The sequence below is a fragment of the Pantoea phytostimulans genome, from assembly GCF_046118715.1.
In the GTDB taxonomy this organism is placed as follows: Bacteria; Pseudomonadota; Gammaproteobacteria; order Enterobacterales; family Enterobacteriaceae; genus Pantoea; species Pantoea phytostimulans.
The window spans coordinates 22,179-45,564 of record NZ_CP173701.1; the positions used below are offsets into that span (position 1 = coordinate 22,179).

Here is a 23,386-nt window from a genome sequence, read left to right on the forward strand (position 1 = left end):
AAACCTAAAGGCCGGATTTCCGGCCCGCTCTCAGAATTGATAGACGATACCTAATGCTAACTGGTCGTCGTTAGGCAACCCCAGTTTGTTATCATCATCTAATAAATTCATTTTCCATGCTGCAAACGTCCTCATATTTTTATTAAAATAGTAGCTAATTCCCGGTTCGAAAAATTTAAGCACATATTCATCACCTACCCCCTCAATATCTTTCGCTTTGGTTTGCACCCAAGCGATTGAAGGCCGCAGACCGTTAAGGAATTGATATTGTAAAGTTGCTTCAAACAGTTGTGCTTCGTTTGCAAAGCCACTATCACCGGTCAGGCTGTTACTAATAGCATATGAATTTCGTGCCTTCCCATAGTAGGTACCAAAATACCAATCATTGTTATCGTATTTTATCCCTACTGCCCAGCTTTCGCCACGATTTCCATGGCCATAGACGCCATCAGCATTCTGAGATTCTGTTCGAGCCAGGCTGGCATATCCGCCGACGAAACTAATACCGAAATTGGTAGTATAACCCAGTGAACTGGCCCAGCCATCGCCATTGGCCCTACTAATGGTACTACGGTCATTTTTTCCTTGATATTGCAAGCCAAAGCTAAGGCCATCGACCAAACCAAAAAAGTCTCGATTACGGTAGGTTGCTACTCCAGTTGAACGGCCGCGCAAAAAGCCATCAGCGCTGCCATTTACGCCCCCGAATTCCGGCAACACGTCAGTATAGGAAATAGCGTCATACACCAAACCAAAATTACGGCCATAGTCGAAACTACCGTAATGACCAACCTTAATTCCGGCAAAACCAAGGCGGGTTTTATTATTGTTTTGAGCATCAGCACCTTCGCTGTTGTTCATCTGAATTTGGTTTTCCCACTGACCATATCCTGTAATCAGCTCGTTTATTTGCGTTTGTCCTTTAAAGCCAAAGCGGATATAAGACTGATCGCCCTTAAGGCTGTCATTATTGGATAAATAATTTTCCCCTTGAATCTTTCCATAAAGATCGAGTTTATTGGCATCTTTATTATAAATATCGGCAGCGTGACTGCCCCCAGAAAAAACGAATGCACCTAAAATACTTATCTTGTACAAAAACTTCATCATCTATTCCTCGTTCAATAGTCTTAATAATATTTAATTGGATTTTTATAAAATGACAGCGGGCACATCTTTTCGCACAATGCAAAAACAATTAATTTCAGCCTAATTAATTTAGAAGGTAGCATACCGAATAGTCCATATTAGAAAGAATAATGATTAGCAACTTCCCTGTTATGTCCGTGTAATTAATCCATCCTGATTACCGCAGTAAGATAATTCTGCAATTATTGCAGCTCCTCAATCGCCATCGAGATACGATGACAAGCTTCTTCAAGTTGTTCAATATCAGTTGCAATAGAAATTCTGAAATATGGTGAAAGCCCATATGCTGCGCCCGTTACCGTCACCACAGCCGCAGCTTCCAGCAGATAATTAACTACATCACTATCCGTCTTAAGCTCTTCACCTTTCGGTGTGGCCCGTCCAAGTATACCTCCACAATTAACGTACAAATAGAATGCACCCTGCGGTGGAATTGCTGTCAGGCCAGGGATGGCAGAAAGCAATTCAAGAACACGGTCGCGGCGTGATTGATATGACGTTGCACGTTCTGCCAGATAACCTTGTGGGCCATCCATCGCTGCAACGGCTGCTGCCTGGCTAATTGAGCTGCTTGATCCCACCATCTGACCAGCTACTTTTGCCATTCCCTTGGTTAAAGCGGCAGGAGCAGCTGAATAACCAATACGCCAGCCCGTCATTGCATAACCTTTAGAAGCACCATTTAACGTCACAACGCGGTCACGGAGTTGCGGTGCAGCTTCCAGAAAAGAGACAAATTTTACGTTGTCGAAAACTAGGTATTCATAAATTTCGTCACTCAGCACCATGACGTGAGGATGACGCTCAAGCACTGTGGCTAGCGCTACGAGCTCATCTTTTGTGTAAACGGAGCCGGTAGGATTGCCCGGTGAGTTGAGCAGCAGCCAACGGGACTTATCAGTAATGGCAGCTTCTAACCGAACAGGGTCGAGTTTGAGTCCACTTTCTGGCACGGTCTCAACTACTACAGGTAATCCGTTAACTAACCTGGCAATATCAACATATGAAACCCAGGAAGGGGCAGGAATAATAATTTCATCTCCTGGATTTACCGATGCCATCAACACGGTGGCAATCAGACTTTTGGCTCCCGGGCCTACCATAATTTCGTCGAGGCTAAAACGTAAATTATTGTCACGCTCAAACTTACTCTGGATAGCCTGCCTTAGAACAAGGGTTCCACGAACATCGGCATATTTTGTTTGACCTTTGTCAATGGCGGCTTTTGCAGCTTCAACTACATGCGGCGGCGTAGGAAAGTCAGGTTCACCCGCTGCCAACGAAATAACATTAATCCCTGATGCCTTCATTTCGCGTGCTTTTTGTGAGGCCATGACTGAAGCTGAGGCTTCAATTTGGTCAACCAAATCGCTGGTATATTTCAATTTAACGCTCCTAAGTAAAATTATAATGAGTTTAGGTAAAATAATTCACCAGACACAGTGTTCATTAATATTAGCTAGTGCATTCATTTTAAAAAATAAGAAGTTTGTTCAAAGTGATAAGAAATGAGCTTGCTACGTGATTAAATGTGCATAAAAAGTCACGGCCAAAATAAAACTGCATGCTGAAATTCTGTTTTTATTATTTAAAGTTAGCCATCAAATAATTGTGTTAAATAATGAATAGTGACGCCACCTTCTTTAAAATGGCTGTCGCGTACTAATTCTTTATGCAATGCTATATTGGTTTGAATACCCTCTACTTGCATTTCATCCAGCGCCTGTGACATACGAACTAACGCACTTTCGCGGTTCTCATCCCACACAATTAGTTTTCCAATTAGTGAATCATAATGCGGCGGAACGATATAACCAGTATATAAGTGAGAGTCGACTCGAACGTTGGGGCCTCCTGGCGCAGAGTAAAAGGTAACTTTACCTGGTGAAGGCATAAAAGTACGTGCATCCTCAGCATTGATACGACATTCAAATGCATGGCCTTTTAAGTGAACATCTTGCTGAGTAACTGACAATGCAAGCCCTGATGCTATACGCAATTGCTCTTTCACCAGATCAACTCCTGTAACCAACTCAGTGACAGGATGCTCAACTTGCAATCGCGTGTTCATCTCAATGAAAAAAAATTGCCCTTTTTCATAAAGAAATTCAAAGGTACCAGCACCACGATAGCCAATCTCAAGGCAGGCATCGGTACAGGCTTTTAATACCCTTTCTCTTACTGCTTCATCAATATGCGGTGCCGGTGCCTCTTCCAGCACCTTCTGATGACGTCGCTGCAGTGAACAATCTCGATCATAAAGATGCACTACGTGGCCATGGCCATCAGCAATCACTTGCACTTCAACATGGCGAGGTTGAGTTAGATACTTTTCCATATAGACGGTACCATTGCCGAATGCCGCATTGGCCTCTGCACGTGTTATTTGAATCGCACTAAGCAGCTCCGCTTCATGGTGAGCAACTCGCATTCCTCTTCCTCCCCCCCCTGCCGAAGCCTTGATAATGACAGGAAAGCCAATGCGCCTTGAATCTGCTATAACAGCGCTATTATTGTCATCGGGTAATGGTCCGTTTGATCCGGGTACTGTCGGAACGCCAGCTTTTATCATGGCCGCTATCGCGCTGACTTTATCGCCCATCAAGCGAATGGTATCAGGTTTAGGTCCAATAAATACCAGACCGGCGCGTTCTACCTGTTCAGCAAAATCAGCATTTTCTGAGAGGAAACCGTAACCTGGATGGATAGCATTGGCACCAGTAAGTTTTGCCGCAGTAATTAATGCCTGCATATCCAGATAGGAGCGCGCCGAAGCCGCCGGTCCAATGCATACCGATTGATCCGCTAAACGAACATGTAGCAGATCCTTGTCAGCGCTGGAATAAGCTGCAACGGTTTTAATTCCTAACGATTTACACGCGCGTAAAATACGTAGCGCGATTTCACCACGATTTGCGATCAGGACTTTATCTAACATAACCCATCCAACATTCAGGAAATTGTTACTAGTGGTTGGTCAAACTCAACCATGTCACCATCAATAGAGAGTATGGATTTAATTATTCCCGCTTTACCGGCAGGAACTTGATGCATCATCTTCATCGCTTCAATGATACACACAATGTCATCGGCCTTTACCTGCTGCCCCACTTCAATGAACGGTGGCGCATCCGGAACAGGCGCGCGATAAAACGTTCCAATCATCGGTGAAGCCACATTGTGAACTGAGTCTTTAGTGCTCTGAACAATATCGTTAATCGGGACGGTTTGGAGCGGCTCAGCAGGCACAGCATTCACTTTTTGTATACAAGACTGCGCGTCACTTGCACAAATCTCCGATTGGGTTTCAATTCCAGTACGTTGGCGAATTATACGTACCACTTTCGTGGTTTCCTGAATTTCAATTTCACTGACCATGGGCGACGTTAGTAGATTAGCTAACTCTTTCATCTCATTAATATCCATTAAGGATGCTCCTGATTAAATCGTTTTGCCGTTGCGGCAGAGCTTCATGCTGCTGCCTTCATTAATTGCTTAATTCGTATATCAGCATTAGAAGGCTGATGAAGGTTTGATGGCTGAAAACAAGTCTTTGGCCATTGGCGGAATCGGTGAAACAGGCACACCATCCTGTTCAAGGCCGCTGATATTGCGCATGATCAACGCGATCCCTGAACGTTGGGTTTCGTGGGAGACTCCCGCAGTGTGGAGTGTCAGCACTGTTTTGTCTGACTGACGAAGCGCCTCTGGAATAGTCGGTTCAGTTTCGTATACATCCAATGCTGCGCCTTTTATGGTGTTTGATTCCAGTGCCATAACAAGAGCTTCTGTATCCACAAGGCTACCGCGGCCAACATTGACCAGATATCCTTCCGAACCGAGTAATTGAAGAATATTGCTGTTAACTGCGTGAAATGTCTCCTTACCGCCCGGGGCACAACAGATGAGGAAATCGACTTCTTCCGCCAGGGCGGCAAGCGATGATTTGAAAGCATAAGGAAGTTGTGGTTTCTGAGTCCGGCTGTGGTAATAAACTTCAAGATCAAATCCGATCGCTCTTTTAGCAATTGCCTCACCGATTTTCCCCATGCCAAAGATGCCAATTTTTTTCCCAGCGACCATAGGGTATGGCGTTAATAAACTGCGCCAGACACCTTCCCGCGCTTTCCCATCCTGCTCTGTAATGCCTCTGACAACATTCAGCAATAACGCGATCGCCTGGTCGGCAACTGCAGGAGCATTGTTTCCGGCCCCATGAGAAACGAAGACACCATGGGAACGCGCTGCTTCAAGATCAACGTTCTCGAACCCTGTTCCAGAACAGCAAATTAGGCGTAATGATGGCAACAGTTTCATCTGTGCGGCACTAACTCCGGTAAAACCGGTTGTTACCACATACCTAACCCGGCTTAGCACTTCATTAGACAACTTATCGAGTCCTTTGGAGGCATCATGAACAACGGCATATTGCTTGAGTAAAGCCAGATAATTAGGTGAGTACTGAAGCATGATCACTTCAGGCTTTATACTTTGATGCATGGTCTTAAGCTCCGAGAGAATTGAGGTAGTATTTGTCGTATCACGGTGGATCACTCGCTTACGCAGACAAAACATTCCTGTAAGCAAAGCCAATACAGCCGCTATTGCCCCGCTAAGGTGTAACGCCAGATTAAAATCGGTCATCAGTAATATTGCGGCACCTGCACTGCCTAATGACTGTCCGACTACTCTAGCTGTGCCCAAGCTGCCGCTTGCCGACCCTGAACGGCTGGGTGGCGCAGATGAAAGCATCAAGCGATTGTTAGGTGTTTGAAACAGGCCAAAACCTACACCGCAAAGCACCATAGCAGCAGTGATTACGTACGATGAACTCTCCGGGGAAAGAAAGATCAGGATTGACACCCCAATACCAAACAGGCATTGCCCAATTACGCTTAACTGCGTTGCTGGTATCCGTTCAAGTAGCGCTCCTGATATCAGTGCGGCAAACATTGAACTTGCTGGCCACCCAGCCAATAGCCAACCAATTTCTCCAGCTGTACGTTCTGCTGTATGCTCTAACCAAAATGGCAATATAGTTAACACCAGAATTTGGGCACTGAAAGCACAGATAGAAGCAAATACTGAGGAGCGAAAATCCTGGATTTTAAATAAATCCATGGGAATTAGGGGGATTTTGCGCCGCAATTCCCGTCTTACATACAGCACAGCCAAAAACAGTCCTATCATTACCATGGCTGACGCATGACCTAGACTGATATTCATTGCTTTGAAATTAAGCCCGCAGGTAACTAGGGTAAAAGCACTTACATGATAAGTGATGCTGACGAGAGATAATTTATGCATTCCTTTGGCAGTGTTTGGGATCGCCCAGAACCCAATGGCAAAAGCAGTAATGCATAAAGGGACATTGACCAGGAATAGCCAGTGCCAACTGCTAAAAGAAAGAATTGCAGCCGCAACTGGTGGCCCTAATGCCATGGAAGTACCAGCCACAAAAGCATTCAGGCCAAGCCCTCTTCCAAAATGGCGTTTAGGGTATACAAAACGCAGAATGGCGGTATTAACACTCAACACTCCGGCCGCACCTAGCCCCTGGACAAAGCGCCACAGGATGGCATCAATAACGCCATGTGCAACCGAAATCATAAAGGACGCCAGAGCAAAAATAATCAATCCTGGCAGATAAACCTTGCGGTATCCGATGATTTCACCCAAGCCGGCCAAGGGTAATAAACTGGCAATCATCGCGATTTGAAAGGCCGAGACAATTGCTACGGAATAGCCTGGCTCAATATTCAGCGCCTGTGCCATATTAGGAAGAGCAACATTAACAATGCTGGTACTCATTGAAGATGCAGCCGTCGCTAACGTAATAGTAAAAATAACCAGAATACGTGGGTACAGGCGTAATCCGTCCGTGGGCACATCATTGTGTCCGCTTGAATGCATATTTTGATCTTTCATTTTTTTAAACTCATGTGGCACGATTTAACATTCGCACCAACAGGCAGATATATTAATCAGGCATCTGGTAAGAGATGTGCACCCTCTGTATGCCAGCTTGCTGTGATTGTATTACCAGGCTGCAGATCGTCCTCCATTTTGCCGCCGGTACGGTTAGGTAGATAGGCTAAAAAGGGTTGACCATTATTCCTTCGCATTTTGATATGCGTAACCTGCCCACGATAAATGACATCCTCAATCACCGCATTAGTCCAGTTATCAGTTTCTTCCTGCGTTCCCTTTGGTCGAATCACCACTGCCTCTGGTCTTACGATGAAGGTCAATGCACCTGATCGCTCGGTGTTTCCTTGATGATAAATTTGACCGCCACCTTCGAGTTCCACGAATCCCGCGTTCGTGTTATTGCTCGTGGTTTTGCCTTTGAGGAAATTAGAAGCACCGATAAAGTTCGCCACAAAACTATTGGCTGGACGAGAGTAAATCTCTTCTGGCGTCCCAACCTGTTCAACGCGTCCATTATTCATCACCACGATTTGGTCAGCCATAGTCAACGCTTCTTCTTGATCATGTGTAACCAGTACGGTGGTGATGCCGAGGCGTTGCTGCAAATGACGGATTTCAACCTGCATCGACTCGCGCAACTCTTTATCCAATGCGCCGAGGGGTTCATCCAGCAGTAATAAAGAGGGTTCAATAACTAATGCTCGTGCCAGAGCTATACGCTGTTGTTGACCACCTGACAAGGCTGAGGGTTTACGATCAGCAACGTGAGCAAGTTGCACCAGCTCTAATGCTTCTTTCACCTTCTTATCACGTATTGCGCCATTGACCTTTTTCATCTTCAGACCAAACGCTACATTTTCAGCAATGGTCATGTGAGGAAAAAGGGCATATCCCTGAAATAACATGCCGATATTGCGTTGATGAGCTGGCTTATCCGTTACTGTGGCTCCATTTATCAGCACATTACCTTCTGAGGGCGTAGTTAAACCGGCAATCATACGTAATGTAGTGGTTTTGCCACAGCCGGAGGGGCCTAAGAACGCCACTAGCTCACCCTGTTTAACGCGTAAAGTAATATGCTCCACCGCCACGGTTGAACCATAAATTTTTTTCAGTCCGGACAACGCTAGGTCAGATTGATTGTTCATAGGAAAACTCACAAAAAGGTATGGTTGAATTTGTCGATAATTTCACTGCGTTTCGGATTGATGAAGGTCCAATCGAGGTTAATCAGCGATGCCAAACTCTCTTCATCCGTTTTCACATATTTAGCAGCGGCTTCAGACAATGTGATGCCCTCTCGCACTGGCGCAGTTAACGTGGCCTCTGCCAGGCGTTGCTGCACTTCCGGTGACAGAATGCGATCAATAAATGCTGCAGCCAGTTCAGGCTCAGGCGCGTTATTGACCAACGTGATGGCATTAACACCCGCAAAAGAACCCTCTTTCGGATCCATCAATTCAATTGGGGCACCTTTCACGATGTAGGGCAGGATGGATTTTGAGTGGTCGGGTCCAGCAATGTCCGCTTGGCTCTGAACAACCTGCAGGACCGCGCCGCCTGAGTTCTCATGAATACTGAACACATTGGGTACCAGCTCGGTCATACGGTCCCATGCTTTATCAATATCATACTGTGCCTGTAGAGGCGGTTTGCCATCAACATGCGATGCAGCCATAGTCAGGATAGCTAAAGAGTTGGTCCATTTTGGGCTGACCATAATAAAACGCTTCTTAAATTTATCATCCCAAAGATCTTGCCAGCTGGTGGGTTTCTCGCTGCCAAGTGCCTGAGTGTTGTACCAAGGAGTGATCCGCGATATGGAAAACGCGGCACCATATCCGTCCTCGTAAACATAATTTTTGAACACTTTTGTTAGATTGGGAACACGGTCTGCGGGGATTTGTGCAATCAAACCTTCCCGTTTCGCAATGGGTATCGCTACATCGTCCATCATCGCTACTGACAGACGTGGATGATTTTTCTCGGTACGCAATGTCGCAATAGTCGGCAGCGTTGTGGTCTGCGTCTGAAATACTTTGCAGCGATAATCTTTCTCAAATTGCGGAATAATTTCGTCAGCGATAACTTGACCTTGCACACCAACATATGTGCTGACATATAAAGACTTTCCGGCTGCCCAGGCATTACCACGTAGAACCATCGGGGCAGCCAGAATCGCACCGGTCCCGATCAAAAATTTGCGGCGAGATAGCCCAGTATTATCATCTACTTTTGAGTGAGTCATATCAGACATCCAGGTTAAGAGTAAAAGGAAACCATTTAGCAAAGCGCACGTTTAACGGTTAAATACCCATGGCTTTACGTACTCCTACAAAACGTTCAAGTGCAAGAATAGTGACAACACTGGTCAGTATCATCAGGCTGGAAATCGCGGCAATCGACGGGTCGAAGATACTAGCCAGCGCATGATGAAGGTAAATAGGAAGAGGTTCCGTTCTCGCATCTGCCAACCAAAACGAGATTGGGAAATCATCAAAGGAAACAAGAAAAGCGAACAAGCAACCAGCTAGCACACCCGGCATAATCTGCGGCAAAGTCACAAAGCAAAACACGCTCACAGGCGATGCGCCAAGAGTGCTGGCCGCTTCTTCAAGGCTGTGATCAATCTGTTTAAAACTTGCCAGTAAGGTGCGAAGCATATAAGGCAAAATAATCATGGTATGCCCAACAAACAAATTGACAGGAACGGAGTACATCTGCGCCACAGAGAAGAACTGCAGCATTGCGAGGCCAGTGATCAAAATGGGTAAAATCATTGGTGACAACAACAATGTTTCAATCAACTGACAGCCCGGCAGATCGCCGCGATGAATCACAATAGCTGCGGGGGCACCGAGCAACAAAGCGGCTAACGTGGCTATGACCGCGAGCGTCAAGCTGGTCATGAAGGCATGTTGAAATTTTGCATCGCCAAGCACATGCACGTACCAATTTAACGTGAAGCCTTTTGGTGGAAAGGTGGCCAGAAAATTGTCAGAGACTGAGATGGCAATCACCACCAGCAACGGCGCCAACATATACAGCAGCAAAAACGGCGTCACAATTTTGACAAAACGACTGGTAGATTCAGTACTCATGCAACATCTCCTGCGGGTATTTTTTGACTGGGCTGGCGAGATACCGCTGAGGTGGTGCTGGAAAAACGTTGGGTTAGCGCATTGCCGCAAATGTGACCTGTTAGCGCAATCGCAACCATGACAAATCCAATAGCGGCACCCATCGGCCAGTCATAGACTGTGTTGACCTGCTGTTCGAGTAATACACCGAGCATCATGCCGTTTGGTCCCCCGATCATGGCAGGTGTAATGTAAGACGCTGAAGTCAGGGTAAACACTATAGTGACGCCTGCCATAAGCCCAGGCAGACTCAATGGCACCGTAATGCGTAAAAAGGTGACAATCGACGACGCACCTAACATCCGCGCTGCTTCCAAATAGCCAGGCTTGATACGCGCCAACGAACTCGCAAGAGGAAGCACTAATAGTGGAAGAAACACGTGCGCAGACGCGATGATGACAGCCCATTTAGTATTCAGCAGTTGTAGTAATGTGCTAAATCCCAGTTGATGAATCAGGTAGTTAACCCCGCCTTGTGGGCCGTTAGATAGTAAAATCTCCCAACCGTAGGTACGTACAATTACGCTCACCATCAGTGGCGCGACCACTACAATGATCGTAATACGGCTCATTAGCTTTGACCCACCGATGATTGTCAGAGCTAATGGATATGCCATCAGAATTGAAAGCAATGACGTGGCCACCGCAATAAACATTGTCTGATACAAAATGCCCAGATAGGTGTCGCCAGTGAACAAACGGTGATAATGCTCCAGCGTTAACGGTAAACCTATAGACCCACTTTCTGACTGGGTCATAACGCTATAACTGAGCAGAATGACAGCCGGCAGCGCCATAAAGAAAAACAGAAAGCTGACTGAGGGTAGCGCCATAACAAGCGCCAGCCACTGCTTTCGGCGGCGCGGATTCACGGTACTGCTTTTTAGCATGGTGGATATTGCATCCATTCGTTAGTCCTCATTAAGCGCTGCGCAAGTTTCAGCTGAACATTTTGTCGAGTGGTACGACGCGGTGGCCATTTTTTTCAATGGTGTCACGCACCATCCTTGCAATGTTGATTGCCCCATCTGTGTCGCTATGAATTAGAATGCATTTGGCGTCGACGCTAATGACTTTTCCCGACAATGCAGTAATGGTGCCATCACTTAGGAATTGCTCCATCCGCTCGCGCACAGCTCCGACATCGGTGATCATGGCGTCAGGTAGTTTTCGGCTAACTAACAGGCCATTGTCATCATATGAACGGTCAGCGAAGATTTTGCCGACATAACGCATATTGTGATCATGTGCATAGCGCTCGCCTGAGGTGTTTACGCTCGGGGCGACAATGATGTCGGGGTCGAAGGAGCGGAAGGCACCATAGATATGCTCCATATAGGCAGGCGTTTTACGTTGCATCATACCAATGGCCCCATGCGCGCTGGCATGGGTTACTTTGCATCCAACTGATGAGGCGAGCGCGGCTAATGCACCTATTTGGTAAAGTGCGACTTTACCCATAACGGCGGGATCAATATCCATAGATACGCGACCAAAGCCCCAGAGATCAGGCACTCCAATGTGGGCACCCAGTGCAACCCCATGTTTAACAGCAAGCTCTGCATTTCGATGCATAATGATTGGATCGCCAGCATGAAAACCGCAGGCAACGTTGGCTGATGAGACCAGCTCCATCATGGCTTCATCATCACCCAGCTTCCATTTACCGTAACCTTCACCAAGATCTGTGTTGATATCAATGTCCATCGTTCTCTCCCATTTATTGAGACGTTTAGGTATTTAATCGCGTTAATTTTGCAGCTAAATCGTTAACTAATGAGTTGCCGATATTCAAGTAACCATTTGATACCTTTAAAAAATTGATCCTGTTCACGCTGCGCGCTATGCGCATCTTCATTGGTAGCGTAACTAAAACGCAGCACGGTACCAGGACGAGCCTGCGCCAGACGCCACAGATCGGCTTCAATGACCACACCCATTTTTGGATAGCCCCCTGCCGAGTTAGCATCAGCCAGCTGTATCATCGGTTTGCCTGATGGCGGTACCTGAATGACACCGGTTGCAATACCGTGGGAGCGCATTTCTGTTTTTTGTTTTATTTCCAGAAACACCCCTTCCAGTCTTGCTCCTTGACGGTTGCTTAAGGTGGTCACCTTCCATCCTTCTTCGAAAAATTGTTCTCGCGATTCCGAAGTAAACAGTGAAAATTCCGCTGCGGGTATCACCCGTAAAACCACATCACCCGGTTGCGCCGTTGGGTGACGAGCATTACGTAAGAAACGCTGTGCCGGAACGATGCCAAAGCGTGGTTTCACGGGTTTGCGGTTTTCAATAGCATTACGAACAGCGATACGATCACCAGCTTTGAGCGCTCGCCCCTCGTATCCACCAAAACCCACGCGTAAGTGTGTCGAACGGGAGTTGAGCACTTCAGGAACATCGAGGCCTCCTCCTGAAAACGCCAGATAACAGCGCAGTCCCGATCGCCCAGGCGTAATGTGTAACACCTGCCCTGCTTTGACTGGAAAGCTGGACCAGGGTGCCAAACGCGTGTCATCAAGCAGTACTTCGCAATAGGCACCAGTAACTGCTATGCGCATCGGATGATTGATGCGAATTTTTACTGGTGGCATTTCGATTTCGAGGCAGGCTTCACCCATCGCATTACCTACCAGCAGGTTCGCCGCTGCTAATGCCAGCCGATCCATAGCACCACCTCTAACAATGCCTAAGCTGCGATACCCCTCTCGCCCAAGATCCTGAACAGAAGTGAAAGGCGGAGTGGAAAGAATTTCGATCATGCGAGTACGTCCGTCAGGAGAAAACGAATCCGGTCACCCGGCGAGACCAGATTGGGAGGTTGCCGCGAAAGGTCAAACGGGTCAGGTGCTGAAGGAGAATGTCCAATGGCATGCCAACCAGTAACCGTGGTTTCAGAACGACCTTTTTTTTTCGGCGGTCCGATATTGGTTTGCGCGCCGCCTATCAATAGGGTGGCGTTTGATTTACGCGTGACCGGTACGTCTCGTCGTGGAGTCGCGAGGCGAGGATCAAGCCCAAATAAGTAGCCAAACCCAGGGATAGTGCCTGGTGCAAAGACGATATACTCTGAAGATGCATGGACTTTAGCGACGTCAGCGGGGGTCATGCCATGAATGGCAGCAAGGTTTTCCAGATCACAACCATATTCCCCACCATAAATAACGGGAATTTCCAAAGTTTTATGCACATCCCAGCCGGGTTTGATTACCGACCAACGGTTGAGGATAAAAGCAGGGAAATCGAAGGCCTCATCATGCTGCTTGGTTATCACCAGCAGATTATTCATGCCTGGTTGAGCATCGATAACGCCGTCGAGTTCAAGTAACGTTCGGGTTAATTTCCAGATCCTTTCTTGCGTCGCAAGGCACATCTCTCCCTCGGCTTCAAAGAGAAAACCAGCACTACCGCATACGGTCAGCCTGGGCTGGGCTAACAGACCATTTTTATCTCTTACTATCGCAGTCTTATCTGATTTAAAAGTTTGGGTATAACTTGAGCTAGTCGAAAACATTACGTTCACCTCTCCGCTCTGGCCTTGCAGTTTAGGTCAATGGTCAGTTGAAAAATCGCTTCCCATCCCGGTGCGAAAGACATTTTTCTGTCACATCTTGGTGCGGACAATGAACTACCCGATGTCAAAAACTAAGCCAGTCACCCGGCTGTACTTGCATTCACTTATACTTTTCCCAGCAATGCTCTCCAAGATTTCAAATTTGCTATAAGTGATAAGTTTTTTACTGAGAAGATAATTTTAGTAAAATTTATTCTTTATTTTTCAATGGAATAAATAGATCCTCTTATCTATTAAAAGTGGTCATCACTCTTTTTAATACCTCAATTAATTAAAAATACTGATTTAGCGTAATCAGACTGGAGCGGTTATTGCATACGTTAAAATGTTCTTTATTTTTGAGCTGGGTAAATTCCTGTAGCTGGCTCATGCGAGACAGGGAAATCTCATTGACCATTTATAACTAAATTAATGGGAGTCACGGCGTGCAAAAATCGACGTTACCGAATCTGAGACATTTAAACCTAGCACTTACTATATTGGCGGGGTCCAGCTTGCGAACGGCGGCCCGTATCTGCAATATGACGCAACCCGCAGCCTCTCTGGCAATCAGCTCCTTAGAAGATCTACTTGGAGTCACCCTGTTTGAACGCGCTCCTCGAGGTCTTATGGCAACGCAATATGCCAGAGTGTTAAATGAGCGAGGAATCCGGGCATTTAGTTTCCTGACCCAAGCCATGACGCTAGCCTGTGGAGAATCCGCAAACGATGCACTTATTTCTAGAAAACTCATTGGACTGACTACTGCACAACTTCAGGCAATGACAGCATTGCGCAATTCACATAACTTTGTTGCCGCCGCTGCCGATCTTAGGATGCAACCTCAGTCATTAAAAAGAACGATTCTGACGCTTGAAGGCTGGTTGGGGTTCGCAATTATGGCGAGTGATGAAACCAGTATCTCAATGACGGAAAAAGGACTGCAAGTTGGTCAGCTAATGTCACAAGCGGTATGCGAGATACGTGCATTACGCACAGAAATACGTGAAATGGATAGCCAGATTGACGGAACAGTAGTTATTGGTAGCGTTCGAGCTACAGCCTCCCATTTAATCCCTGAAGCCATACTGAGACTAAATGAGCAATATCCTTTTGGAAAATTTAGTGTTATTCGCGAGAGTTACGATGTGATGATGGATGCACTGGAGGCAGCTAAGCTTGATTATGTCTGTACCACTATTCGGCCAAAACTGTCATCAGGGCTAACTGGTGAAGTACTCGCCAGCTCACAATTACGTGTAATGTGTTCTGCTAATCATCCTTTGGCCCGCAAGGAAATCCAGCTAGACGATTTATTGGAATTTCCATGGGTGGGCCCTCCAGGTGTTACTGGTGCAGCTTTTGCTTTTCGTCAGCTGTTTGAATTACATGGTATGATACCCCCAGCATTTGCCATAGAAACCTTTGCAACGGAATGGACTCAGGATCTCGTGATGCGGAGTAATTATCTTCTCTTATGCAATACCACTCAGTTAAACCAAGATAAGCCACCATTCGGAATGGTTTATCTGAAGGGAATAACATTTGGTGATCCACGCCCTATCTGGCTGATTCATCGTAAAGACTTTAAGCCTACTCACTTTCAAAGTAGCTTTAAAAAAATATTAAAATCGGTATGCAATACTTTAAATGCTATGACGATAATAGAATTATAAATATAATTAACTTTATTAAAAATATCAAGATTGGAAAAATATAATACATTTTACCTCCATAGTTAACCTGATCATAAAAATACATAATGATGAGGAAGGTTATCCGCTAAGATACTAATCAATAATCTTCGCTTAAGGCTGCGCTGATGGCGAAGCCACCCTAATAAAATATCGATAATAGTAACTTCCACATTAAAATTAATAGCCACGGAATTTTATTTCGTATTAATTGCACTCAGTAAAATAGTCACGATATTATCAATCCACAACCCAATCGCCGCCATAAGTAGAGCGGGATTGAGCATTCTCCAAATGACAACACTAAACAAGGAGATCAGTAGACCAATCAATTGCCCTGTCGCATAGCCGGACATCAATAATCCTGCTATCCGAGATATATTATCTGAGTTGATCTCTCGCGCTAACCGCATAGTAAACTGCATGAATAAGAGGAAGCCCAGACCGGTTAAAAAAGTTGAGAATAATAAGCCTGTAGCGGTCGGCTTTACGATGATCGATGCAACGCCTACTACCTGGCGGAACATCATCGTAGCCAGACAGCGTTTAGTCTCAAAACTTTTCGGCAAAAATATTAACACCTAAACACCAGCAATAGCCGCTGCGCCGAATACAGGCCAAAACAAAGAAGCCTGTACAGCGTTATGAAAAATATTGTGTGCCACTACACAGGAAGCTGAGCAATTTTTCTGCTTCAGGTTGTAGAGAATGTTCAGCATGAACACCGATATTTAATGTTCTTTTTGCCCATTTATCTTGAAATGCAATTGTAACAAGGGACTAGCCATGCAATGTATGACTGATGACACCTGAAAGCAAAATACCGATACCTAACCCAGCCTGGATCATGCGGCATAAGGCGTCAAAACTGGTGATTTGGATATTAACCCGAAGGATTTTCCTCGTACTTAACGCGGCAGCTGAGATACATCTGAGCAGTGAGCTTCTCTGATTGAGTCCCACATAGTCATAACCGAGCGTTTCAGAAAAATTAATGGAAGAGAGAGTTGCTAATGGATGCCCCAATGGGACAAGAAGCACCAGCTGATCGCGTCGGTAAGGGAAGGTTCTGATGCCGGGTGCTGCAGCATTATCTGCAAATATTGCGATATCAACGCGTCCTGCGTCCACTTGCTCGACAATATTTTCGCTTAGTGCTTCCTCCAGCAGTATACGTAGCCTGGGATGCTGTTGGTGAAAAGCAGCAAGATCTTGCGGAAGAAACTGGATTATTGCAGAGATTTGCAGCAATACAGATATGGCCCAACACCCGGATGAGAAATCACTGATTTCGCTGGCCATTTGGTTCATCTGCGGGCATGCCGTATCATGCCATGCCCGGCAGCGGTCAATTCCAGTCCTCTGGGCTATCGGATAAATAGCCGACATTCAATATTTCGTTCCAAGACGTTTGCTAGCACCGGATAACGTAATATTGGCCTGACCGGCCGCTTTTGCTAGGCTCCCTGATTCAGCTGCCAGAAGAAAAAGCCGCAATCAATGAAGATCAAAACTTCCCGGACTTAACGCTAATTTACCTTCATTATTTCAGGAGAATATACAGAACGTAACGCTAAGCCATTCGCTCTAGCAAGAAACCAGCCAAAATATTTATTGCCTTTCTTTCTTTAATGCTATCAAAGAAGACAATAAGGTATCACGTCTTGCTTCAAGCTCTGCTTGAGTGTGACCAGCAACTTCCGAATCCATTTGTGTAATCAACATATTTTTAACATTATCATCCAATTTTGGCTGCCCCAATGTGTTCCACCAGGCAACATGAGAATCTGCAAATTTGTCAAGGTAACCTTGCATACCTTTATTACCACCGCCGAGATGAAAAAGAAGGCTTGGCCCCATAACTCCCCAACGTAAACCCGGTCCCCAAGTCACGGCTTTGTCTGCATCATTGAGTGTGATGACATTTTCGCTCACCAGATAGATAATCTCCCGCCAAAGGGCAGATTGCAGCCGATTAGCTACGTGCCCGGCTATCTCCCTGCATAACGTAACAGTCTCTTTGCCCAAACTTCTATAAAAATTACTGACCGCATTCACCGTTTCATCCGAAGTAAGCTTGCCACCAACTATTTCGACTAAAGGAATTAAATGAGGTGGGTTAAACGGATGACCAACAACACAACGCTGTGGAAAACGCTCACAGGCAATTTGGATATCGCTCATTTTAAGTCCGGATGAGCTGGAAATAATTATCACATCCTCATCCAGCATTTGATCAAGTTGATGATAAAGCTTCTGTTTAAATGCCAGATTTTCGGGACCATTTTCCTGCACCAAATCAGCCAAACCGACACTTTTTTCCAGGGAGGTGGTAAACTGGAGCTTGTCCAAAGGTGCTTCACCATCAATGCCATGAATTTTGACCAAAATTGGCCATGCATCAACGATGTACTCTTTGAGCTTATACTCTGCGCTTGCCTCAATATCATAAGCAATCACCTGATATCCCTGGGCCAGAAATAGTGCTGTCCAGCTGGCACCAATTACACCAGTGCCAATAACCATTATGGTTTTAATATCTTTCATGTGTGAATTCCTGCTCAAAGATAATTATGGATAATTCTGGCGTTATCAAGCGTCAGGTCAGTGATAATGTATACTGCTGAAAGGATCTCAAGCACAGGAAGTGAAGATACCGGTGCAAAGCAATGGGGATGAAGTTCAAGTGATGCCGGCCCTGACCAAGCTTCCTTAACATTGATTTCCGAGGCCGTAAACACTACAAGTTCACATATACGAGCCGTACCGTCTGGATCAGGAATTGTTTTCAATAAATAACCTGGCTTTAATAAAGATGCCTTAATTTCAGCCACATCAAGTGGTTGATACTTGTACCCCATCGTCGCTGTTGCGACCCTAATGCCCTGGTAGTCTAGCGTCCCTACTAATGTGTCACTTCTTACTTCAAGCAAAGGCTCAGCTAACTTTTTTGGATAGCCATACATTTCCCGGCCTGAAGTAACGCCTGGAAAACTGTTCAGATACATAGCATGGGTATAACTTCCCTCATTACCCTGATAACTGACCGGAATAATTTGGCCAGATTCAGTGTAAGAACCTAGCCCACTGGAGTCTGGCATTTTAATAAATTCATATTTCACAACGGGTTCATCAAATGTCAGCGGTTCGGGAACAACTTTACGTAATGCTTCAGGATCGGTGCGGTAACTGATGATAAGAATTTCACGGTTTTTAAAGCGGAATGGCGGACGCGGAAATCCAGGAGATGTGAAAGGCCCTGAAAATGCATTTTTTCTGATTTCATCTTCTGTCACAACAACTCACCTCTTGTAGTGGATTACACCTGGCATTGAACTTCTGCTAATCTAAAATTGCATTGCTCAAACGCGCAGTTCAGTAAAAGTAAGTTTAAATTTGCAGTAAAATTTTTCGAAGATCCTGACAGGACGTTTTAGAAAGCTTATGAGGACAGTTTGCATGAAGAGAATTCCCCATCCTCACGATAATCAGCATTTCCCTGCCTATAAAATTGCTGCACTAAATGAAGTGCTTGAAGAAGAAGGCGTCAACACTTTCGGGGTGCTGCGAGAATCAGGCATTAGCGCTTTAAAAATTTACGATGGAAGTCAAAAAATATCTATTAATCAGCTGATTGCATTTTTTATTCGTACTCAGTCTTTAACATGCAAAAATGATATAGCCTTCAGAGCAGGCGCAAAACTACATCTTTCCGCATATGGCCCCTATGGTCATACCCTACTCGCCAGTCTGTCATTTAGTGAATTTTTAGCGCTAGCTTTACGTTATCACCAACTGGCGACGCCGCTTGTAAAGCTTGACTGGATTGAAAAGAATGGATGTGTTGCATGGCAATTTTCCATAACTGCGCTTTCCCATCCCTCATCATCATTACAACGCTTTTTGATGGAACAGCAGGTCAGCCAACATATAACCCATTTTAAAGATGCGTTTGGTCAACAATGTTCTCCTTTTCTGGCAACATTCGCCTATTCCTGCCCCGATAATGGAGCAATCTATGAAAGTTGCCTGGGTTGTGAATGCCAGTTTAATGCCAGTCATACCAGGCTCTGGTATCACGATTCGATTAAAAAGCTTTCACCTGTTTTGGCCAGTAAAATTGCGGTAAAAAGTCTTACAACAATATGTGATCAGTTATTAGCAGTAACTCAGTCCGTCAAGCGCTATTCAGAGCAGGTACGGAATATATTACTTACCGAGAAAAAATTTAATTTGGATATGGAAACTATGGCTGAAAGACTGGGTATGACCAGCCGCACATTGCGGCGTAGGCTCAGTAAAGAAGGAACGAATTACAGCAATTTGATGGATGACATTCGTCATCAGGTAGCAGTAGGCTATCTTGAGCAATCATCAATGAGTTTAGATATGATCATTGAACGATTGGGTTATCAGGCTTATTCCGGTTTTAGTCGCGCCTTTCAACGTCGGACAGGAACATCCCCAGCGGCCTTTCGTGCAAGACATAATAAAGTCAGCTTATCCGCCACCTAAACATACATTCAGCCATCTCAACACAGACAGGCTATCCGGTAATGAAGAGCACAGAGAGTAAGAAACATATTTTAAGTGATCCCTAGCCTTTTTGATGGTCTGATAAGACGATGGCATCAAGCTAATGGCAGGAAAATTTATGAACACCCGGTTTCTTGAAACTTTTATTTGTGTGGTCAGGTTAGGGAGTTTCCGTGCTGCAGCGGATAAATTGCATCTCACACAAGCTGCTATATCAAACCGTATTGGGTCTCTGGAAGAAGATATTGGTACACAACTTTTTATTCGCGACTCAAGCATTCTTAGACTTACCCCCACCGGGGCTCGGCTGGTGGATTATAGCGAACGTATGCTTGAGATTCATCGCGAGATTATGCAACTGGGTCAGACTAACCAGCAGATGCTTGGCATAGTGCGAATTGGAGTGATCGACAGCATTGTTCATACCTGGTTGGTGGAATTTTTACATCATTTGCAAAATAGCTACCCAGGCATTGAAATTCAGCTCAGCTCTGAAGCGACAGAAAGACTGCATCGTAGTCTGTGTAACGGGGACGTGGATATCGCGTTTCAAACCGATCAGTTAATTGGTGAAGGAATGACGAGTCTTCCTTGTCTGCCGATGGCAATGGGATGGGTTTGCTCAGCATCGAATACCACATTTGCCGACAACGTATTAATCGATCTTCTGCGACAACCGGCTATTACTATGAGTAAGGGGTCCCACCCACATCTGGCGCTGAAAGATCTTTATCGCCGAGCATCAATTCCGATAGGGAAAATTCACTGTGTGAATTCAATTGCCACTATTGTTCGCTTAGTCAAAAATGGGTTCGGCCAGGCTTTTCTTCCTTTGGCTCCAGTACGCGAGCAAATTGAGGCTGGTGAATTACGCTATATAAATTGTGAACTTGACCTACCGCAGCAGGGATTTGTTATCAGTTATCTGGAAAGTAATGCGTCGGACGCAATCCGTTTTGTTGCATCCTTAGCCGTTGAGCATGCCAATAAATTTATGGCCAATAGCCCCCGTCCATATTCTCCTTCCTGAATGGCTTAAAGAATTAGTGCTAATTAAACGTTGCGCCATTTTGATGCAAGCACATAAAAATCATCTTAGTTAAACCATCCGTTAAAAAACGGTTTTAAAAAATTTGTGTACCTTTAAATTTTAAATAACCTACTGAATTATGAGCCTTTATTCACGCATGATTATTTTATCTCATTATTTGATCAAAAATGGCATAAAAGCTTTTCATCATCTGCACTGTTATGGTGAAACCCCTCACCAAAATTGATCGTTAAATCAATGCTTTGCAAATAAAAAGTTATCACTTCTCCCTATAAAAACCCGTTGGAAATGATCGAGCTGCTCAGAGACTATCCAGACACACCCACTGTTAATGAGAGCCAATCATGTCTACGTTTCCAAACGGTATGCTATTTGTTGCATCTGATATTGAGCCGACCGATGAGGCCGATTTCAATCGTTGGTACGATCGCGAACACATTGAAGAACGTGTTCGGATGAATGGGGTTATTTCCGCTGCACGCTATCAGTCACTTGATGGTAATCCAAAATATCTGAGCCTTTATTGGGCAGATTCTACAGAAGTATTTGCAGGTGCTGCCTACTCAAAAGCTTTTGTTAACCAGACTGAATGGTCAATAAAAACTATTAAACGCATGATACGTCCGTATCGTCGTATCGGTACGGTGGAAGCCAGTGTCGGTCAGGGTAGTGGTGCGTATGTTGCCGTATTACCGCTACAGTTGGATAGAGAATGCAGTCACATTATGCATCTGTGCAAAGAAGCCGGTCAGTACTTATCTGATGATGCTACGTTTGTGCGCAGCTATGTCATTTTCCCTGATGACACATTAAGTCGCCCGTTACCTCAGGAAGATCTTAGTAAACGCATCATGTCGCCACTGTTCATCATTGAAAGCAGCGACAGCGTGGCAAATGGTATAGCCCTCCGTTTTGCCACAGCTAACCTTCCCTGTGTGCCGCAGGAAGCTGCACGATATTCATTAAGCTGGAAGCTTGCGTCTTCGGAGCTAATGTAATGAATGAGACAACGCTTACCGCAGGCAAGCCAGGCCAGAGCGAGGCTAAAAATAATAAAATGGGCAGGCTGGCAGCGGCCAGCTCGATTGGTACCACCCTTGAATGGTACGATTTTACTGTTTATAACCTTATGGCAGCGCTGGTTTTCAACCATATCTTTTTCCCATCTTTTTCGCCATTGGTAGGCACGATTCTGGCCTTTTCGACCTATGCCGTTGGTTACATATCACGTCCTTTTGGCGGCGTTATCTTTGGTCATCTGGGTGATAAATTGGGGCGTCGCTGGGTACTTATTGCTACGTTGATGTTAATGGGCGTGGTAACCGCAGCGATGGGACTTTTGCCTACCTATTTCCAGTGGGGCATCTTGAGCCCTGTAGCATTAGTGACGCTGCGTTTTCTCCAGGGAGCGGCCATTGGCGGAGAGTGGGCCGGTTCGGTTTTATTAACTATGGAACATGGTCGACAGGATCAGCGGGGCCGTAACGCCTCATTTACCCAAATTGGCCCTTCTTTTGGAACACTTCTTGGTGCCGGGTTCATTGCGTTAATCACCTATGTGCTTACAGCCGAGCAGTTTATGGATTGGGGATGGCGTATTCCGTTCTTTTCAAGCGTATTGTTGGTCGTCCTTGGGTTATGGTTAAGAAAAGGTGTTGATGAAACGCCTGTATTTAAAGCGCTTGAGACATCTGAGAACAAAGCAGACTTGCCATTAAAAGAAGTTATGGTGGCACACTGGCCACGCTTATTGATTTCAGGCAGCGTCAGAATCGGCTCCGATATCATGTACGCCATTTTAATGGTCTTTACCCTTACCTATGTGACAACCATATTAGGATTACCACGATCAGAAGCCCTCACAGCAACAATGCTGGGCGCGGCCGTCCATGTTTTTGCTGTACCATTTTTCGGGAGCCTGTCCGATAAAATTGGTCGTCGCGTCGTCTATGCCATGGGGGCGTTAGGATCAATTATATGGGTATTTGTCTTCTTCTTTTTACTCCATACGTTGAATCCCATTTACATCTGTTTTGCCGTGGTTGTCGGCATGGTTTTCCAGGCTATGATGTATGGCCCGCAAGCCTCATTTATTACCGAACAGTTTCCAACTCGAGTACGTTACGCTGGCTCCTCATTGGCTTATACTTTGGGCGGCATAATTGGCGGCGGATTCTCACCGTTAATTATGACATTCTTACTGAAGGAATATAATCAAAGTCTGCCAATCTCTATTTTTGCCAGTATAGGATTAACAGTAACGCTGTTAGCACTATTTAGTGCGAAAGAAACTGCAAATAAACCACTGGCTGAATAATAACAACAAAGGTCT

At 45.4% G+C, this 23,386-nt stretch carries 21 protein-coding genes; 5 read left to right on the forward strand and 16 right to left on the reverse strand.

Annotated features, from left to right (window positions below):
- Positions 1-30: 30 nt before the first annotated feature.
- From ACF2G4_RS22515 to ACF2G4_RS22570, 12 genes are all read right to left on the reverse strand, one after another.
- The gene (locus tag ACF2G4_RS22515) at positions 31-1,110 is read right to left on the reverse strand and encodes a porin (RefSeq protein WP_409076543.1); all 1,080 of its coding nucleotides are present in this window, start codon (positions 1,108-1,110) and stop codon (positions 31-33) included.
- Between the two features lie 221 nt (positions 1,111-1,331).
- Positions 1,332-2,534, reverse strand: a complete 1,203-nt coding sequence (locus ACF2G4_RS22520; protein WP_409076544.1) for an aminotransferase class I/II-fold pyridoxal phosphate-dependent enzyme — start codon at positions 2,532-2,534, stop codon at positions 1,332-1,334.
- A gap of 209 nt (positions 2,535-2,743) precedes the next feature.
- A complete protein-coding gene (gene accC / locus ACF2G4_RS22525) occupies positions 2,744-4,087 on the reverse strand; it encodes an acetyl-CoA carboxylase biotin carboxylase subunit (RefSeq protein WP_409076545.1) in 1,344 nt (447 codons plus the stop codon).
- Positions 4,088-4,101: 14 nt separating this feature from the next.
- Positions 4,102-4,575, reverse strand: a complete 474-nt coding sequence (gene accB / locus ACF2G4_RS22530; RefSeq protein ID WP_409076546.1) for an acetyl-CoA carboxylase biotin carboxyl carrier protein — start codon at positions 4,573-4,575, stop codon at positions 4,102-4,104.
- An 87-nt stretch (positions 4,576-4,662) separates the two neighbouring features.
- Positions 4,663-7,077, reverse strand: a complete 2,415-nt coding sequence (locus ACF2G4_RS22535; protein WP_409076547.1) for an MFS transporter — start codon at positions 7,075-7,077, stop codon at positions 4,663-4,665.
- Between the two features lie 56 nt (positions 7,078-7,133).
- Complete coding sequence (locus tag ACF2G4_RS22540; protein WP_409076548.1) at positions 7,134-8,228, reverse strand: ABC transporter ATP-binding protein; 1,095 nt, start codon at positions 8,226-8,228, stop codon at positions 7,134-7,136.
- A gap of 8 nt (positions 8,229-8,236) precedes the next feature.
- A complete protein-coding gene (locus tag ACF2G4_RS22545; protein WP_409076549.1) occupies positions 8,237-9,337 on the reverse strand; it encodes an extracellular solute-binding protein in 1,101 nt (366 codons plus the stop codon).
- A gap of 49 nt (positions 9,338-9,386) precedes the next feature.
- Positions 9,387-10,181, reverse strand: coding sequence for an ABC transporter permease (locus ACF2G4_RS22550; protein ID WP_409076550.1), 795 nt, complete (start codon positions 10,179-10,181; stop codon positions 9,387-9,389).
- The gene (locus tag ACF2G4_RS22555; RefSeq protein WP_409076551.1) at positions 10,178-11,128 is read right to left on the reverse strand and encodes an ABC transporter permease; all 951 of its coding nucleotides are present in this window, start codon (positions 11,126-11,128) and stop codon (positions 10,178-10,180) included. Before ACF2G4_RS22555 ends, ACF2G4_RS22550 begins: the two co-directional genes overlap by 4 nt.
- A gap of 31 nt (positions 11,129-11,159) precedes the next feature.
- A complete protein-coding gene (locus ACF2G4_RS22560; RefSeq protein ID WP_409076552.1) occupies positions 11,160-11,927 on the reverse strand; it encodes a LamB/YcsF family protein in 768 nt (255 codons plus the stop codon).
- 62 nt (positions 11,928-11,989) lie between these two features.
- The gene (locus tag ACF2G4_RS22565; protein ID WP_409076553.1) at positions 11,990-12,982 is read right to left on the reverse strand and encodes a biotin-dependent carboxyltransferase family protein; all 993 of its coding nucleotides are present in this window, start codon (positions 12,980-12,982) and stop codon (positions 11,990-11,992) included.
- A complete protein-coding gene (locus ACF2G4_RS22570) occupies positions 12,979-13,734 on the reverse strand; it encodes a 5-oxoprolinase subunit B family protein (protein WP_409076554.1) in 756 nt (251 codons plus the stop codon). Before ACF2G4_RS22570 ends, ACF2G4_RS22565 begins: the two co-directional genes overlap by 4 nt.
- A gap of 485 nt (positions 13,735-14,219) precedes the next feature.
- Between ACF2G4_RS22570 and ACF2G4_RS22575 the strand changes: the two genes are divergently transcribed.
- On the forward strand, positions 14,220-15,449 hold the full coding sequence (locus ACF2G4_RS22575; protein WP_409076555.1) for a LysR substrate-binding domain-containing protein: 1,230 nt from the start codon (positions 14,220-14,222) through the stop codon (positions 15,447-15,449).
- A gap of 215 nt (positions 15,450-15,664) precedes the next feature.
- On the opposite strand, the gene ACF2G4_RS22580 is transcribed toward ACF2G4_RS22575, so the two are convergent.
- The 4 genes from ACF2G4_RS22580 to ACF2G4_RS22595 form a co-directional block, all read right to left on the reverse strand.
- Entirely contained in the window at positions 15,665-16,048 is a 384-nt protein-coding gene (locus ACF2G4_RS22580; RefSeq protein WP_409076556.1) for a YbfB/YjiJ family MFS transporter, read from the reverse strand.
- A 199-nt stretch (positions 16,049-16,247) separates the two neighbouring features.
- A complete protein-coding gene (locus ACF2G4_RS22585; protein WP_409076557.1) occupies positions 16,248-16,769 on the reverse strand; it encodes a LysR substrate-binding domain-containing protein in 522 nt (173 codons plus the stop codon).
- A 309-nt stretch (positions 16,770-17,078) separates the two neighbouring features.
- Entirely contained in the window at positions 17,079-18,014 is a 936-nt protein-coding gene (locus tag ACF2G4_RS22590; RefSeq protein ID WP_409076558.1) for a 3-hydroxyacyl-CoA dehydrogenase NAD-binding domain-containing protein, read from the reverse strand.
- Between the two features lie 14 nt (positions 18,015-18,028).
- Positions 18,029-18,763, reverse strand: a complete 735-nt coding sequence (locus ACF2G4_RS22595) for an acetoacetate decarboxylase (protein ID WP_409076559.1) — start codon at positions 18,761-18,763, stop codon at positions 18,029-18,031.
- Positions 18,764-18,926: 163 nt separating this feature from the next.
- Here ACF2G4_RS22595 and ACF2G4_RS22600 point away from each other — a divergent pair, with 163 nt between their 5' ends.
- The 4 genes from ACF2G4_RS22600 to ACF2G4_RS22615 all read left to right on the forward strand — a co-directional run bounded on the left by ACF2G4_RS22600 (position 18,927) and on the right by ACF2G4_RS22615 (position 23,371).
- The gene (locus ACF2G4_RS22600) at positions 18,927-19,982 is read left to right on the forward strand and encodes an AraC family transcriptional regulator ligand-binding domain-containing protein (RefSeq protein WP_409076560.1); all 1,056 of its coding nucleotides are present in this window, start codon (positions 18,927-18,929) and stop codon (positions 19,980-19,982) included.
- A 139-nt stretch (positions 19,983-20,121) separates the two neighbouring features.
- Positions 20,122-21,033 carry a LysR family transcriptional regulator gene (locus tag ACF2G4_RS22605; RefSeq protein ID WP_409076561.1) on the forward strand — a complete coding sequence of 304 codons (912 nt, stop codon included), beginning with the start codon at positions 20,122-20,124 and terminating at the stop codon, positions 21,031-21,033.
- A gap of 365 nt (positions 21,034-21,398) precedes the next feature.
- Positions 21,399-22,052 (forward strand): hypothetical protein, encoded by a 654-nt coding sequence (locus ACF2G4_RS22610; protein ID WP_409076562.1) that lies wholly within the window; start codon positions 21,399-21,401, stop codon positions 22,050-22,052.
- On the forward strand, positions 22,052-23,371 hold the full coding sequence (locus tag ACF2G4_RS22615) for an MFS transporter (protein WP_409076563.1): 1,320 nt from the start codon (positions 22,052-22,054) through the stop codon (positions 23,369-23,371). The genes ACF2G4_RS22610 and ACF2G4_RS22615 overlap by 1 nt, the downstream gene beginning before the upstream one ends.
- The last annotated feature ends 15 nt before the right edge of the window (positions 23,372-23,386 follow it).